The 16,059-nt window shown below is 45.8% G+C and carries 10 protein-coding genes and 3 rRNA genes; all 13 read left to right on the top strand.

Features of this window, described 5'->3' with window-relative positions; genetic code table 11:
• Positions 1 to 50: 50 nt before the first annotated feature.
• The 13 genes from tilS (at position 51) to rrf (ending at position 16,047) form a co-directional block, all read left to right on the top strand.
• Positions 51 to 1,445 (top strand): tRNA lysidine(34) synthetase TilS, encoded by a 1,395-nt coding sequence (gene tilS, locus HM131_RS00715; protein ID WP_085026974.1) that lies wholly within the window; start codon positions 51 to 53, stop codon positions 1,443 to 1,445.
• A gap of 11 nt (positions 1,446 to 1,456) precedes the next feature.
• Positions 1,457 to 1,996 (top strand): hypoxanthine phosphoribosyltransferase, encoded by a 540-nt coding sequence (gene hpt, locus HM131_RS00710; RefSeq protein WP_085026972.1) that lies wholly within the window; start codon positions 1,457 to 1,459, stop codon positions 1,994 to 1,996.
• A gap of 117 nt (positions 1,997 to 2,113) precedes the next feature.
• Complete coding sequence (gene ftsH, locus HM131_RS00705) at positions 2,114 to 4,156, top strand: ATP-dependent zinc metalloprotease FtsH (protein WP_085026970.1); 2,043 nt, start codon at positions 2,114 to 2,116, stop codon at positions 4,154 to 4,156.
• Between the two features lie 140 nt (positions 4,157 to 4,296).
• Positions 4,297 to 5,088: a type III pantothenate kinase gene (locus HM131_RS00700; protein ID WP_085026968.1), complete on the top strand. Its 792-nt coding sequence runs from the start codon at positions 4,297 to 4,299 to the stop codon at positions 5,086 to 5,088.
• A gap of 6 nt (positions 5,089 to 5,094) precedes the next feature.
• Complete coding sequence (gene hslO, locus HM131_RS00695) at positions 5,095 to 5,976, top strand: Hsp33 family molecular chaperone HslO (protein WP_085026966.1); 882 nt, start codon at positions 5,095 to 5,097, stop codon at positions 5,974 to 5,976.
• A 188-nt stretch (positions 5,977 to 6,164) separates the two neighbouring features.
• Positions 6,165 to 7,091 carry a cysteine synthase A gene (gene cysK, locus HM131_RS00690; protein WP_085026964.1) on the top strand — a complete coding sequence of 309 codons (927 nt, stop codon included), beginning with the start codon at positions 6,165 to 6,167 and terminating at the stop codon, positions 7,089 to 7,091.
• A 184-nt stretch (positions 7,092 to 7,275) separates the two neighbouring features.
• The gene (gene folP / locus HM131_RS00685; protein WP_085026962.1) at positions 7,276 to 8,109 is read left to right on the top strand and encodes a dihydropteroate synthase; all 834 of its coding nucleotides are present in this window, start codon (positions 7,276 to 7,278) and stop codon (positions 8,107 to 8,109) included.
• Positions 8,102 to 8,467: a dihydroneopterin aldolase gene (gene folB / locus HM131_RS00680; RefSeq protein ID WP_085026960.1), complete on the top strand. Its 366-nt coding sequence runs from the start codon at positions 8,102 to 8,104 to the stop codon at positions 8,465 to 8,467. Before folP ends, folB begins: the two co-directional genes overlap by 8 nt.
• A complete protein-coding gene (gene folK, locus HM131_RS00675) occupies positions 8,464 to 8,961 on the top strand; it encodes a 2-amino-4-hydroxy-6-hydroxymethyldihydropteridine diphosphokinase (protein WP_085026958.1) in 498 nt (165 codons plus the stop codon). The genes folB and folK overlap by 4 nt, the downstream gene beginning before the upstream one ends.
• Positions 8,962 to 9,204: 243 nt before the next feature.
• Positions 9,205 to 10,689: a lysine--tRNA ligase gene (gene lysS / locus HM131_RS00670; protein ID WP_085026956.1), complete on the top strand. Its 1,485-nt coding sequence runs from the start codon at positions 9,205 to 9,207 to the stop codon at positions 10,687 to 10,689.
• A gap of 451 nt (positions 10,690 to 11,140) precedes the next feature.
• Positions 11,141 to 12,706: ribosomal RNA gene (locus tag HM131_RS00665) — 16S ribosomal RNA — on the top strand.
• A gap of 172 nt (positions 12,707 to 12,878) precedes the next feature.
• Positions 12,879 to 15,794, top strand: a 23S ribosomal RNA gene (locus HM131_RS00660).
• A gap of 139 nt (positions 15,795 to 15,933) precedes the next feature.
• A 5S ribosomal RNA gene (rrf, locus tag HM131_RS00655) occupies positions 15,934 to 16,047 on the top strand.
• The 16S, 23S and 5S rRNA genes sit together here, the layout of an rRNA operon.
• The last annotated feature ends 12 nt before the right edge of the window (positions 16,048 to 16,059 follow it).

The following is a 16,059-nucleotide window of genomic DNA, read 5'->3' as shown; positions in this document are numbered from 1 at the left end:
TAAGAGATAGTAACAGCAGGTAGATTTAGCCAAAACAGGAGTGACCATTGATGGATCAGACTGTCCATTCGTTCATTAGAAGACATCAGCTTATTCACCCTCACCAAACCATTCTCGTTGCGGTGTCAGGAGGGCCGGACTCTATCGCTCTTCTTCATTTTTTGAGTTCGCTGAGAGACTCATGGCATTTACGGATCGTGGCGGTTTCGGTTGATCACAGGCTGCGGGGGGAGGAATCAGCTGAAGACATTTCTTATGTAAAACAAATGTGTGAAGAGTGGCAGGTGGAATTTGTCGGTACTTCAGTAGATGTCCAATCGTATAGGAAGCAGACTGGAATGGGCACACAAGAGGCTGCTCGTCATTTGAGGTATGAGTTTTTTAAGAAAGTCATGAATGAAGAACAAGCAGATGGATTGGCTACAGGGCATCATGGAGATGATCAGGCGGAGACGATGATCATGCAAATGACTCGCGGGGCTCGACCTGAGGCCCTTCAGGGAATTCCTGTTCAAAGACCTTTTGGAAAAGGAAAAATCATCCGGCCGTTTTTGTGTCTGTCTAAAGATCAGATAGGCCAGTATATTACTAAACATCACATCGAACCAAGGATCGACGCATCCAATGAAGATACCGACTATACTCGAAATGCTTTCAGAAAACATGTTTTGCCCTTCTTAAAAGAACAAAATCCGAAGTTAAATATCCACATGCAGGCAATGAGTGAGAGGATGAGGGAAGACCAAACATACATAAAGGAACAGGCGGAAAAAGTTTTGGAAAAGGTACAATTTTCTTCAAATATGGATAAATTCGTACAATTTTCTATTGAAGATTTCAAAACATTCCCGCTTGCTTTACAAAGAAGTGCCTTTCATCTAATATTGAACTATCTGTACGTAAATAAAACAGAAGATATTTCCTATTTGCATGAGGAAATGTTTTTGAGCCTTTTATATGATCATAAACCGAATGCGGAGATAGATTTGCCCCGGGGGCTAAAAGCAGTCCGGGCTTATGAGGATGTCACGATTTCTTTCAAAGAGAAAGAAGAAAAAGAAGCTTACCACTTACTTCTTCCTTTAGGGGGGAAAGTTGAGCTTCCTGACGGTTCCCAAGTGATTGCGGAACGGCTTGATAGGTGGAGTGAGGAGGGGAAGCACGTGTTTATTTGTGATTCCCATCACGTAACACTGCCGCTCATCGTACGTTCGAGACGAAATGGAGACCGGATGCGATTGCGGGGAATGAACGGGTCGAAAAAGGTAAAAGATATTTTTATTGACCAAAAGATCCCTGCCGAATTTCGCGACACATGGCCTCTGGTTACAGATCGTAAGGGTGAGATCCTCTGGCTTGTAGGTTTAAAAAAAGGTGGAGAATGTACGAGGAATTCCTCAGGTACATGGCTTCGGATAAAATATGAAAATAATGCAGAGACGTAGGAGGAGCAAACATGCATAACGAAATTGAAAAGGTCTTGATTTCTGAGGAAGAGATCCAGGAAAAGTGTAAGGAGATCGGTGCTCAGTTAACGGAAGAGTATCAAGGGCGTTTTCCGTTAGCGATTGGAGTGCTGAAAGGGGCCACTCCTTTTATGGCAGATCTTCTGAAACGGGTCGAGACGCATTTGGAAATGGATTTTATGGACGTTTCAAGCTATCACGGAGGTATGAAATCCTCTGGAGAAGTTAAAATTGTTAAAGACCTTGATACAAAAGTCGAAGGTCGAGACATTTTAATTATTGAAGATATCATTGATAGCGGACTTACACTTAGTTATTTAGTTGACTTGTTCAAATATCGTAAAGCAGAGTCCATCAAAATCGTAACCCTGTTGGATAAACCTGCGGGCCGTAGTGCGAATATCAAAGCAGATACCATCGGTTTTGAAGTACCTGACGAATTTGTTGTAGGATATGGGTTGGATTACGAAGAAAAATATCGTAACCTGCCCTACATCGGGGTTCTGAAACCAGAAGTTTATGGTGGATAATGAAACGCTCTCATACCTTAGCTTTCAATATTCCTTTTTTAAGGTTAATTAGTTGTCTCGTCGGTTTTTGTTATGGTACGATTTACTATAGTTTTCTCGCTTGGGAGGAGGTAGGCAATGAACCGGATATTTCGTAATACTATTTTTTATTTACTTATCTTCCTCGTAGTTATCGGCGTCGTCGGTCTATTTAGAGGTCAAGGTGAGCCACAAACAGAACTGAATGTTAACGAGTTTTACAATAAACTAAACAACGGTCAAATCGAAGAAATGACGATACAGCCTGTCAATGGGGTGATCCGTGTCACCGGACAGCTTGCTGACAGTCAGGAAGGTGAAGGGACGTTTACCGCTAAGCTTCCATCCAATGATGAAGTAATTGCGAACGTCACCGAGACTGGACAGGAACAAAGTATTTTGCACGTTGAAGAAGAAGAACAGCCGAGCGCATGGGTGACATTTCTTACATCCATTATCCCGTTCGTAATTATATTCATTTTATTCTTCTTCTTACTTAACCAGGCTCAGGGCGGCGGAAGTCGTGTCATGAACTTTGGTAAGAGTAAGGCGAAGATGTACACGGAAGAGAAGAAAAAGGTTCGTTTTAAAGACGTTGCCGGTGCAGATGAAGAGAAACAAGAACTTGTCGAGGTTGTCGATTTCTTGAAAGACCCTCGTAAATTCTCTGCTGTAGGCGCACGTATTCCAAAAGGTGTCCTGTTAGTTGGACCACCAGGTACAGGTAAAACATTACTTGCTCGTGCCGTAGCTGGTGAAGCTGGCGTACCATTCTTCTCAATCAGTGGTTCTGACTTCGTTGAAATGTTTGTCGGTGTCGGTGCTTCCCGTGTGCGTGACTTGTTTGAAAACGCGAAAAAGAACGCACCAGGCATCATTTTCATTGATGAGATTGATGCGGTAGGTCGTCAGCGTGGAGCTGGTCTCGGCGGAGGACACGATGAACGTGAACAAACGTTAAACCAGCTGCTTGTTGAGATGGACGGGTTTGGTGTCAATGAAGGTATTATCATCATCGCTGCAACCAACCGCCCGGATATTCTAGATCCAGCCCTTCTGCGTCCTGGACGTTTTGACCGTCAAATTACGGTCGACCGCCCAGATGTGAAAGGCCGTGAAGCAGTTCTTGCTGTACATGCTAAGAACAAACCATTAGCTGAAAATGTTGATTTGAAAACCATCGCACTTCGTACACCTGGCTTCTCAGGTGCAGACTTGGAAAACTTGCTGAACGAAGCTGCACTTGTTGCTGCACGTTCAGATGAGAAGAAAGTAGCAATGGAGCACGTTGATGAGGCTATCGATCGTGTCATCGCTGGTCCAGCCAAGAAGAGCCGTGTCATATCCAAGAAAGAACGTAATATCGTAGCCCATCACGAAAGTGGCCACACCGTTATTGGTATGGTACTGGATGATGCCGATATGGTTCACAAGGTAACCATCGTTCCTCGGGGACAGGCAGGCGGTTATGCGGTTATGCTTCCTAAAGAAGATCGCTACTTCATGACGAAGCCTGAACTGTTTGATAAGATCACAGGACTCCTTGGTGGTCGTGTAGCTGAAGAAATCATCTTTGGTGAAGTGAGCACAGGAGCTCACAACGACTTCCAGCGTGCAACAAACATTGCCCGTAAGATGGTTACAGAGTATGGAATGAGTGAAAAACTCGGACCACTTCAATTCGGTTCTAATTCTGGCGGACAAGTATTCCTTGGACGCGATATCCAGAATGAACAAAATTACAGTGATCAAATTGCTTACGAAATTGATCAAGAAGTTCAAAACTTTATCAACTACTGTTACGATCGTGCGAAAACGATCCTTACAGATAACAAAGATAAGTTAGAGCTAATAGCAAAAACCCTACTTGATGTTGAAACTCTTGATGCAACTCAAATTCGCTCCCTGTTTGACAAAGGACGTCTTCCGACAGATGAGGAATTAGAAGAGCTTGCTCGTGAGCACAACGCAAAAATCAAGAACAACACATCTTCTACGGATGAAGATGTTAGGGTGAACGTAAAATCAAAAGAAGAACAAGCGGATGAATCTGAACAGAAGCATGAACAAACTTCTGTGAATACCGAAGAGAGCAATGAAACATCAAAAGACGATGCTGACTCTGAGGATCGCCGTTCTTAATGTAAGTAAAAGCCACACCGTCTTCAGACGGTGTGGCTTTTCTTCCGTTATATAGTAAAGGATTGAGTCACCCTGAAGCGTTGAGGGGGCAGAATATGGTATGATGGTAGCCGAAAGAAATGACGCGGGAGGCACGAAAAATGAATTTTGTTCTTGACGTGGGAAATACCAACACAGTATTAGGTGTTTTTGATAAAGGCTCTTTACAGTACCAATGGAGAATCAAAACAGATCGACATAAAACAGAAGATGAATTTGGAATGCTGATTAAATCTTTATTTGATCATGAAGGCTTAAGGTTTGAAGATATGGATGGAGTAATCATATCAACGGTGGTTCCTCCCATTATGTTTGCACTAGAGCGTATGTCCCGTTATTATTTTAAAAAGCAGCCGATGATAATCGGAGCCGGAAAGGTAGACCACGGGCTGGCTATGAAATACCCAAATCCTGATGAAATTGGTGCAGACCGGATTGTGAACGCAGTAGGAGCCATTGATGAATACAAGCTGCCACTGGTGATCATCGACTTTGGTACAGCGACAACGTATTGTTATATCAACCAAAACGGAGAGTATGTAGGTGGGGCTATTGCTCCTGGTATCAACATCTCCATGGAGGCCCTATATGCGAAGGCAGCTAAGCTTCCGAAAATTGAAATCAAGGGCCCGGATAACGTCGTAGGACAGAGCACGGTCGAAGCCATGCAATCTGGTGTCTTTTACGGGTATGTCGGCCAAGTTGATGAAGTGGTTCGCCGGATGAAGGCCACCGCAGAGCAATCTCCTACGGTGATTGCTACAGGAGGACTGGCATCATTGATCGCTGGTGAGTCTAGTACAATTGAACACGTCGATCCTTACCTCACACTAAAAGGGCTTCATAAAATATATCAACGCAACAAAGAGAAAAATGCTTTTAAAGGAGAATGATATACAATGGCAGATTATTTAGTACGTGCGATGGCTTTTGACGGACAAGTACGTGCATATGCTGTCCAATCGACAGATACGGTAGAAGAAGCACGTCGCAGGCAAGATACATGGGCTACAACATCTGCAGCTCTAGGACGGACCCTAACAATCAGCGCAATGATGGGGGCGATGTTGAAGGGTGATGATAAAATCACTCTAAAAGTTGAAGGAGATGGACCAGCGGGAGCTATTATCGCTGATGCCAACTCTAAAGGTGAAGTTCGCGGCTATATTAAAAACCCTCATGTTGATTTCGATTTAAATGACCAAGGGAAGCTTGATGTTGCTCGTGCCGTAGGAACCAGTGGTACACTTAGTGTTGTAAAGGACCTTGGAATGAAAGATCACTTCACAGGCCAAGTGCCGCTTATTTCCGGGGAAATTAGTGAAGACTTCACATATTATTTTGCAAACTCTGAACAAGTTCCTTCAGCTGTAGGAGCAGGTGTACTTGTTGATACAGATTATTCTATCCTTGCTTCTGGTGGGTTCATCGTTCAGATGATGCCTGGAGCGGATGAGGAAACAACAAGCCAAATTGAAAAAAGGCTGTCAGATATGCCTGCCATTTCAAGCCTGGTTCGTGATGGTAAAACTCCAGAAGAAATTCTGTACACCGTATTAGGGGAAGAAAATGTTCAAATTCTGGACTCCATGCCTGTTCAATTCAAGTGCCACTGTTCTCGCGAGCGAGTCGAAGTTGCCATTTCAAGTCTTGGCGACGATGAAATTCAGCGCATGATTGATGAGGATCAAGGGGCAGAAGCGAAATGTCATTTCTGTAACGAAGATTATCAGTTTGATGTAGAACAATTAAAAGAACTACAATCAAATGCTGCAGAGTAGCATATGGGTATAGGTTCGATGATATAATAAAAGGCGAAACAAATCTTTTGGTTAAAGAGAGGGTTTGTTTCGCCTTTTCTATATTTACTTAGGTAATTACAAGTTAACTGAAATGTTTGACAACAGAAGGTAAGTCAAGTACATTAGATGAAAATCCTATTAAAATACTTGGTTTTAGGAGTGAGAAAATGAGAATAGCAAATAATGTTAGTGAATTAGTTGGTCAAACCCCTATGGTTAAGCTTGTGGGGAGTGCTGATGAAAACAGTGCAGACATTTACTTAAAACTCGAATACATGAACCCGGGAAGCTCCGTAAAAGACCGTATTGCTTTATCAATGATTGAAGAAGCTGAAAAAGCAGGTAATTTGAAAGAAGGCGACACAATCATTGAACCGACAAGCGGTAACACAGGAATCGGGCTGGCGATGATCGCAGCAGCTAAAGGGTACAAATCTGTACTTGTTATGCCGGATACTATGAGTCAAGAACGCCGGAATCTGTTGAGGGCTTATGGAGCAGAGCTTGTTCTAACACCAGGAAGTGAAGGGATGAAGGGCGCAATTAAGAAAGCTGCCGAGCTTTCTGATAAGCATGGATACTTCTTACCACAGCAATTTAATAATGAAGCTAACCCTCTCATTCACGAAAAAACCACTGGTCCTGAAATTGTCGAACAAATGGGTGATCAATTAGATGCATTTGTCGCTGGAATTGGAACCGGAGGTACGATTACTGGAGCGGGTAAAGTGTTGAAAGAACGTTATCCGGACGTCAAAATCTACGCCATTGAACCTGAGGGCTCACCAGTACTATCCGGGGGAGATCCGGGACCTCATAAAATTCAAGGGATCGGAGCTGGTTTTGTTCCGGGTATCTTGAATACAGAAGTGTATGATGAAGTGGTTCAGGTTTCTACAGAGGATTCCTTTGCTGCAGCGCGTGAGGCTGCTAGAAAAGACGGTATCCTTGGAGGAATCTCCTCAGGAGCAGCAATACATGTGGCTAAACAAGTCGCGAAAAAGTTAGGAAAAGGTAAAAAAGTTGTTGCGATTATCCCAAGTAATGGTGAACGCTATCTTTCCACTCCTCTATATCAATTTGATGAAGAATAAACCACAAACTACGTCCTTTAGACAGGACGTAGTTTTTTGTTGGCTTAGCGTTTATAAAAATTCACCTTCCGCCTGCCGTTTTGCTGGGTTTGAGTGCGCTTGCGCCTTTGTTTTGTGGAGTGATAGAATTTTTAAAATGATGTAAGATAGGAGAAGAAGATTTGACGGAAAGAGGGAACGCTTCATGGGATTTACTCTGACGACTGACAAAAAATCATACAACTTATCCAAACAGTCTTTAGTTATGGGAATATTGAATATTACTCCGGATTCTTTTTCAGACGGCGGTAAATACAACGATATAGATGCAGCTGTCACTCAGGCATTAGCCATGCAGCGAGAAGGTGCTCATATCATCGACGTCGGAGGAGAATCGACCCGTCCAGGGCATGAGCCTGTAACGGAAGAGGAAGAAATCAACCGAGTTGTTCCGGTAATACGTGCGCTGAAAGAACAATTAGACATTCCAATCTCTATAGACACGTACAAAGCTGAAGTAGCAAAACAGGCTATAGAAGCTGGGGCATCGATTATCAATGATGTTTGGGGTGCAAAAGAGGAACCTGCAATTGCTGAGGTTGCTTCAGAACACGAGGTGCCGATTATCCTCATGCACAATAGAAAAGATAAGAATTACGAATCACTCATTGATGAAATGAAACAAGATCTTAAAGATAGCATCAGGATTGCCAAAGGTGCTGGAGTTAAGGATGATCACATCATTTTAGACCCTGGCGTTGGTTTTGCCAAAACCCCCCAAGATAATTTGGTCGTTATGCGGAATCTCCATCAGTTTCATGATCTGGGTTATCCGTTGCTTTTAGGAACCTCACGGAAATCATTCATCGGTCTTACACTTGACCTACCAAAAGAAGAAAGAATGGAAGGCACTGGGGCCACTGTATGTTATGGAATCTCTCAAGGGGTGCACATTGTGAGAGTACATGATGTCAAACCGATTGTCCGAATGACAAAAATGATGGATGCCATGATCGGAAAGGGTGAATCGAATGGATAAAATTTATGTCAATCAAATGGAATTCTGGGGATATCATGGGCTATTTCCGGAAGAAAACAAGTTGGGTCAACGCTTTTATGTGGATTTACAATTGGAGCTTGATCTGAAACCCGCGGCTGAGTCTGATGATATGACAAAATCAGTTGACTATGGTGCGCTTTATGAAACCACGAAAAAAGTGGTGGAAGGAGAAGCGTACGATTTAGTAGAGACTGTTGCCGAGAAGTTAGCTGGGGAACTGCTTGGACAGTTTACTCTTATTGATGCGTGTCTCGTTAAAGTGTACAAGCCGGACCCTCCTATACCTGGTCACTATAAATCAGTAGCTATTGAAATCTACAGGAGCAGAGACGAATGAACACGGCCTATATCGCACTCGGATCTAATATTGCAGAGAGAGAAGATTTTTTAAAAAGTGCAATCGACATGTTAGAAGAGCATAGTGAAATTCAAGTAACTGAAAAATCGTCGGTCTATGAAACAGCTCCTGTCGGCTACACGGATCAAAGTGATTTTTTAAATATGGTAGTGGAAGTGACTACATCTTTACAGCCTTTGCAGATGCTCGACCATTGTCAGAGTATAGAAGCAGAATTAGGCCGTGAGAGGCTCGTAAAATGGGGACCTAGAACGATAGACCTTGACATTTTACTCTATAATCATGAAAATATGGAAGCAGAGCGTCTGGTGATTCCCCACCCACATATGCATGAGCGCGCCTTTGTAATGGTTCCTTTAGCTGAACTTGCTCCAGAGGTAATTCTTCCTCAGATAAATCTTAGTGTAGAAGAAATCCTGCGAGGGCTTCCTGCCGAGGAAGTGGAAAGCATGCGTATATGGGGAAAGATTTAATAAAAAACCACTGTTTGATATATAGATTTTGGTACGACATGATTGCTGAATATATTTGTGAATTTTCTAATGAGCTGGAAGAGAGTATGAAAGTGTCCTGAATTCCTTCTTAGATTGACACGGTCGAAGGACTTTTCTATACTAAATCATAGTTAGAATACTGCCAGTGCAGAGCTGGCAGTTTTTATTTATTGAAACGGATTGTTTACGATCTAAAAATAGATGAAGAATGGAGTGATTACAGTGTCAGAAGAACTCAATGAACATATGCGGGTGCGTCGAGAGAAGATGAACTCCTACCGCGAACAAGGTTTGGATCCTTTCGGCAGCAAATATGAACGAACAGATTATGCCAAAGACCTTCAAGAGAAATATGACCAGTACAGCAAGGAGGAGCTTGAAGATAAGCAAATCCCTGCGACTATTGCTGGAAGAATTATGACGAAGCGTGGAAAAGGAAAAGCTGGCTTCACTCACATTCAGGATTTGACGGGTCAAATTCAATTATATATTAGAAAAGATGCTATAGGTGAAGAAGCCTATGAGATTTTCCAAACCGCCGACCTTGGAGATATTGTTGGTGTAACGGGTGTTATGTTCAAAACAAAAGTAGGGGAACTATCTGTGAAAGCTAGTGAATTCCACCTTCTTACAAAATCCTTGCGCCCTCTTCCTGAAAAATTTCATGGCTTACAAGACGTAGAGCAGAGATACCGCCAGCGTTACTTAGATTTGATTACAAATCCAGGAAGCCGTGATACATTCGTCACACGCAGTAAAATTATTCAGTCCATGCGCAGATACTTGGATGACTTGGGCTTCTTAGAGGTTGAAACTCCATTAATGCACGGTATTGCAGGCGGAGCTTCAGCACGACCGTTCATTACTCACCACAACGCATTGGATATGCAGCTGTACATGCGTATTGCTATTGAGCTTCACCTAAAACGTTTGATCGTGGGTGGAATGGAAAAAGTATATGAAATCGGACGTGTATTCCGTAATGAAGGGATTTCTACTCGCCATAATCCAGAATTCACGATGCTTGAGCTTTATGAAGCATACGCAGATTATCATGATGTAATGAGTTTGACCGAAAATATGGTTGCCCACATTGCGAAAGACGTTCTTGGAAGCACGAAAATTACTTATAATGAACAGGAAATTGATTTAGAGCCAGAATGGACACGCCTGCACATGGTTGATGCTATTAAGGAATACACTGGCGTGGACTTCTGGGAGCAGATGAACGATGACAAAGCTAAGGAACTTGCTCATGAACATGGGATTGAAATTAAAGATACGATGACATTTGGTCATATCGTAAATGAGTTCTTTGAGCAGCGTGTAGAAGACAAACTTATTCAGCCTACATTTATTTATGGACATCCGATCGAAATTTCGCCACTTGCGAAGAAAAATCCTGAGGATGAGCGTTTTACTGACCGCTTTGAACTATTCATCGTAGGCCGCGAACATGCCAATGCCTTCTCCGAGCTTAATGATCCAATTGATCAGCGTGAACGATTTGAAGCACAATTAAAAGAACGTGAAGAAGGAAACGACGAAGCGCATATGATGGATGAAGACTTCATTGAGGCTCTTGAATATGGAATGCCTCCAACTGGTGGATTAGGTATAGGGATCGATCGTCTAGTCATGCTATTGACAGACTCTCCTTCTATTAGAGATGTATTACTTTTCCCACAAATGCGTAATCGTGACTAACGCTCAATATAGAAACTCGGCCTTAAATGCGGTCGAGTTTTTTATTTCTATAGTAGTAAAGGGATTTAATTTTTTTATAAAATGCCCTTGATTCAATTTCGAAACCATGGTAAATTATTATTTGTCGCTTTAAGAGCGGCAAGCAATCGAGCTTACAAAAATCATAAAAAAAGTTATTGACATATAGCGAATTCACATGATATATTAGTAAGCGTCGCTTCGAGAGAGAGGCGGTAAAGCTGGGAACGGCTTACAAAAAAATCATGAAAAAAGCTGTTGACTTAAACGGCTAACCATGATATATTAATTAAGTCGCTGTTTTGAGCGGCAAACAACACATTTGATCTTTGAAAACTGAACGAACCAACCAGTACGTCAATTATTTCTTCTTATTTAAAGAAGAAAACAACAAGCACATTCGGTGTGCAAATGAGCAAGTCAAACTTTACTTTTTATGGAGAGTTTGATCCTGGCTCAGGACGAACGCTGGCGGCGTGCCTAATACATGCAAGTCGAGCGCGGGAAGCGAGCTGATCCCCTTCGGGGGTGATGCTCGTGGAACGAGCGGCGGACGGGTGAGTAACACGTGGGCAACCTGCCTGTAAGACCGGAATAACCCCGGGAAACCGGGGCTAATGCCGGGTAACACTTTCCTCCGCATGGAGGAGAGTTGAAAGATGGCTTTTAGCTATCACTTACAGATGGGCCCGCGGCGCATTAGCTAGTTGGTGAGGTAAAGGCTCACCAAGGCGACGATGCGTAGCCGACCTGAGAGGGTGATCGGCCACACTGGGACTGAGACACGGCCCAGACTCCTACGGGAGGCAGCAGTAGGGAATCTTCCGCAATGGACGAAAGTCTGACGGAGCAACGCCGCGTGAACGATGAAGGTCTTCGGATCGTAAAGTTCTGTTGTTAGGGAAGAACAAGTACCGTGCGAATAGAGCGGTACCTTGACGGTACCTAACGAGGAAGCCCCGGCTAACTACGTGCCAGCAGCCGCGGTAATACGTAGGGGGCAAGCGTTGTCCGGAATTATTGGGCGTAAAGCGCGCGCAGGCGGTTTCTTAAGTCTGATGTGAAAGCCCACGGCTCAACCGTGGAGGGTCATTGGAAACTGGGGAACTTGAGGACAGAAGAGGAGAGTGGAATTCCACGTGTAGCGGTGAAATGCGTAGATATGTGGAGGAACACCAGTGGCGAAGGCGACTCTCTGGTCTGTCTCTGACGCTGAGGTGCGAAAGCGTGGGTAGCAAACAGGATTAGATACCCTGGTAGTCCACGCCGTAAACGATGAGTGCTAGGTGTTAGGGGGCTTCCACCCCTTAGTGCTGAAGTTAACGCATTAAGCACTCCGCCTGGGGAGTACGGCCGCAAGGCTGAAACTCAAAGGAATTGACGGGGGCCCGCACAAGCGGTGGAGCATGTGGTTTAATTCGAAGCAACGCGAAGAACCTTACCAGGTCTTGACATCCTTGGACCTCCCTAGAGATAGGGATTTCCCTTCGGGGACCAAGTGACAGGTGGTGCATGGTTGTCGTCAGCTCGTGTCGTGAGATGTTGGGTTAAGTCCCGCAACGAGCGCAACCCCTAATCTTAGTTGCCAGCATTCAGTTGGGCACTCTAAGGTGACTGCCGGTGACAAACCGGAGGAAGGCGGGGATGACGTCAAATCATCATGCCCCTTATGACCTGGGCTACACACGTGCTACAATGGATGGTACAAAGGGCAGCGAAGCCGCGAGGTGTAGCAAATCCCATAAAACCATTCTCAGTTCGGATTGCAGGCTGCAACTCGCCTGCATGAAGCCGGAATCGCTAGTAATCGCGGATCAGCATGCCGCGGTGAATACGTTCCCGGGCCTTGTACACACCGCCCGTCACACCACGAGAGTTGGCAACACCCGAAGTCGGTGAGGTAACCATTTGGAGCCAGCCGCCGAAGGTGGGGCCAATGATTGGGGTGAAGTCGTAACAAGGTAGCCGTATCGGAAGGTGCGGCTGGATCACCTCCTTTCTAAGGATAGAAACGGAAACGTACATGGTTGGTTGTTCAGTTTTGAGAGATCAAAGGATCTTTCAATGTGAACCTTGAAAACTGGATAAGACATGATCAGGCATTATCTTTCGATAATCCTGATGATGACAAGACATCAAACATCAATTGAAACAACGTCTTTTCACAAGATAGTTAAGTGAATAAGGGCGCACGGTGGATGCCTTGGTACTAGGAGCCGATGAAGGACGGGACTAACACCGAAATGCTTCGACGAGCCGTAAGTAGGCTTTGACTCGGAGATTTCCGAATGGGGAAACCCACTGTTCGTAATGGAACAGTGTCCTATACTGAATCCATAGGTATAGGACGGCACACCCGGGGAACTGAAACATCTCAGTACCCGGAGGAAGAGAAAGCAAACGCGATTTCCCAAGTAGCGGCGAGCGAAACGGAAACAGCCCAAACCAGAGAGCTTGCTCTCTGGGGTTGTAGGACACTCCATTGGAGTTACCAAGAAGGAAGGTAGACGAATCGAGCTGGAAAGCTCAGCCATAGAGGGTAACAGCCCTGTAGTCAAAACCTTCTTTCCTCCGGAGTGGATCCTGAGTACGGCGGAACACGAGGAATTCCGTCGGAATCCGGGAGGACCATCTCCCAAGGCTAAATACTCCCTAGTAACCGATAGTGAACCAGTACCGTGAGGGAAAGGTGAAAAGCACCCCGGAAGGGGAGTGAAAGAGAACCTGAAACCGTGTGCCTACAAGTAGTCGGAGCCCGTTTATGGGTGACGGCGTGCCTTTTGTAGAATGAACCGGCGAGTTACGACCGTATGCGAGGTTAAGCCGCAGAAGCGGAGCCGCAGCGAAAGCGAGTCTGAATAGGGCGAGTGAGTATGCGGTCGTAGACCCGAAACCGTGTGATCTACCCATGTCCAGGATGAAGGTCAGGTAACACTGACTGGAGGTCCGAACCCACGTAAGTTGAAAATTACGGGGATGAGGTGTGGGTAGGGGTGAAATGCCAATCGAACACGGAGATAGCTGGTTCTCTCCGAAATAGCTTTAGGGCTAGCCTCAGGATAGAAAGTCATGGAGGTAGAGCACTGATTGGACGAGGGGCCCCTATCGGGTTACCGAATTCAGTCAAACTCCGAATGCCATCGACTTTGTCCTGGGAGTCAGACCGTGGGTGATAAGGTTCATGGTCGAAAGGGAAACAGCCCAGACCGCCAGCTAAGGTCCCCAAGTGTGTGTTAAGTGGAAAAGGATGTGGAGTTGCTTAGACAACCAGGATGTTGGCTTAGAAGCAGCCATCATTGAAAGAGTGCGTAATAGCTCACTGGTCGAGTGACTCTGCGCCGAAAATGTACCGGGGCTAAACACACCACCGAAGCTGCGGATTGATCTTACGATCAGTGGTAGGAGAGCGTTCTAAGGGCCGTGAAGTCAGACCGTAAGGACTGGTGGAGCGCTTAGAAGTGAGAATGCCGGTATGAGTAGCGAAAAAAGAGTGAGAATCTCTTTCACCGAAAGTCTAAGGTTTCCTGAGGAAGGCTCGTCCTCTCAGGGTTAGTCGGGACCTAAGCCGAGGCCGAAAGGCGTAGGCGATGGACAACAGGTTGATATTCCTGTACCACCTCCTTTCCGTTTGAACGACGGGGGGACGCAGGAGGATAAGGAGAGCGCGCCATTGGATGAGCGCGTCCAAGCAGTGAGACGGTCGGATAGGCAAATCCGTCCGGCAACGTCAAGCTGTGATGGGGAGGGAACTAAAGTACCGAAGCTCCTGAGTTCACACTGCCAAGAAAATCCTCTAGTGAGGAAAGAGGTGCCCGTACCGCAAACCAACACAGGTAGACGAGGAGAGGATCCTAAGGTGAGCGGGAGAACTCTCGTTAAGGAACTCGGCAAAATGACCCCGTAACTTCGGGAGAAGGGGTGCTCCTCTGCCGAGGAGCCGCAGTGAAAAGGCCCAAGCGACTGTTTACCAAAAACACAGGTCTCTGCGAAGCCGTAAGGCGAAGTATAGGGGCTGACACCTGCCCGGTGCTGGAAGGTTAAGGGGATGCGTTAGCGCAAGCGAAGCGTTGAACCGAAGCCCCAGTAAACGGCGGCCGTAACTATAACGGTCCTAAGGTAGCGAAATTCCTTGTCGGGTAAGTTCCGACCCGCACGAAAGGTGCAACGACTTGGGCACTGTCTCAACGAGAGACCCGGTGAAATTATACTATGTGTGAAGATGCACATTACCCGCGACAGGACGGAAAGACCCCGTGGAGCTTTACTGTAGCCTGATATTGAATGTTGGTACAGCTTGTACAGGATAGGTAGGAGCCTTGGAAGCCGGAGCGCTAGCTTCGGTGGAGGCGCTGGTGGGATACTACCCTGGCTGTACGGACATTCTAACCCAGGACCGTGATCCGGTCCGGAGACAGTGTCAGGTGGGCAGTTTGACTGGGGCGGTCGCCTCCCAAAAGGTAACGGAGGCGCCCAAAGGTTCCCTCAGAATGGTTGGAAATCATTCGCAGAGTGTAAAGGCACAAGGGAGCTTGACTGCGAGACCTACAAGTCGAGCAGGGACGAAAGTCGGGCTTAGTGATCCGGCGGTTCCGCATGGAAGGGCCGTCGCTCAACGGATAAAAGCTACCCCGGGGATAACAGGCTTATCTCCCCCAAGAGTCCACATCGACGGGGAGGTTTGGCACCTCGATGTCGGCTCATCGCATCCTGGGGCTGTAGTCGGTCCCAAGGGTTGGGCTGTTCGCCCATTAAAGCGGTACGCGAGCTGGGTTCAGAACGTCGTGAGACAGTTCGGTCCCTATCCGTCGTGGGCGTTGGAAATTTGAAAGGAGCTGTCCTTAGTACGAGAGGACCGGGATGGACACACCGCTGGTGTACCAGTTGTTCCGCCAGGAGCACAGCTGGGTAGCTACGTGTGGTCGGGATAAGTGCTGAAAGCATCTAAGCATGAAGCCCTCCTTGAGATGAGATTTCCCTTACCTATAAGGTAATAAGATCCCTCAGAGACGATGAGGTTGATAGGTCCGAGGTGGAAGCGTGGTGACACGTGCAGCTGACGGATACTAATTGATCGACGACTTATCTATCTACCATGAAAGACTGTTTCCGATGTTTGTGATTCTTATCCAGTTTTGAGGGTTTGCAAAAAAGGTTAAAATTTACCCTTGAAATTTTCTCCTCAGGGCAATATAATATATCTTGTCCTTGAAAAAAGAGAATAAAAGGTTTGGTGGCGACGGCGAAGAGGTCACACCTGTTCCCATGCCGAACACAGCAGTTAAGCTCTTCAGCGCCGATGGTAGTCGGGTCGATCCCCGTGAGAGTAGGACGCCGCCAAGCTTTATTTAAATC

It is taken from the genome of Halobacillus mangrovi, assembly GCF_002097535.1.
Classification (GTDB): Bacteria; Bacillota; Bacilli; order Bacillales; family Halobacillaceae; genus Halobacillus; species Halobacillus mangrovi_A.
This window is presented reverse-complemented; position numbering and strand designations above follow the sequence as displayed.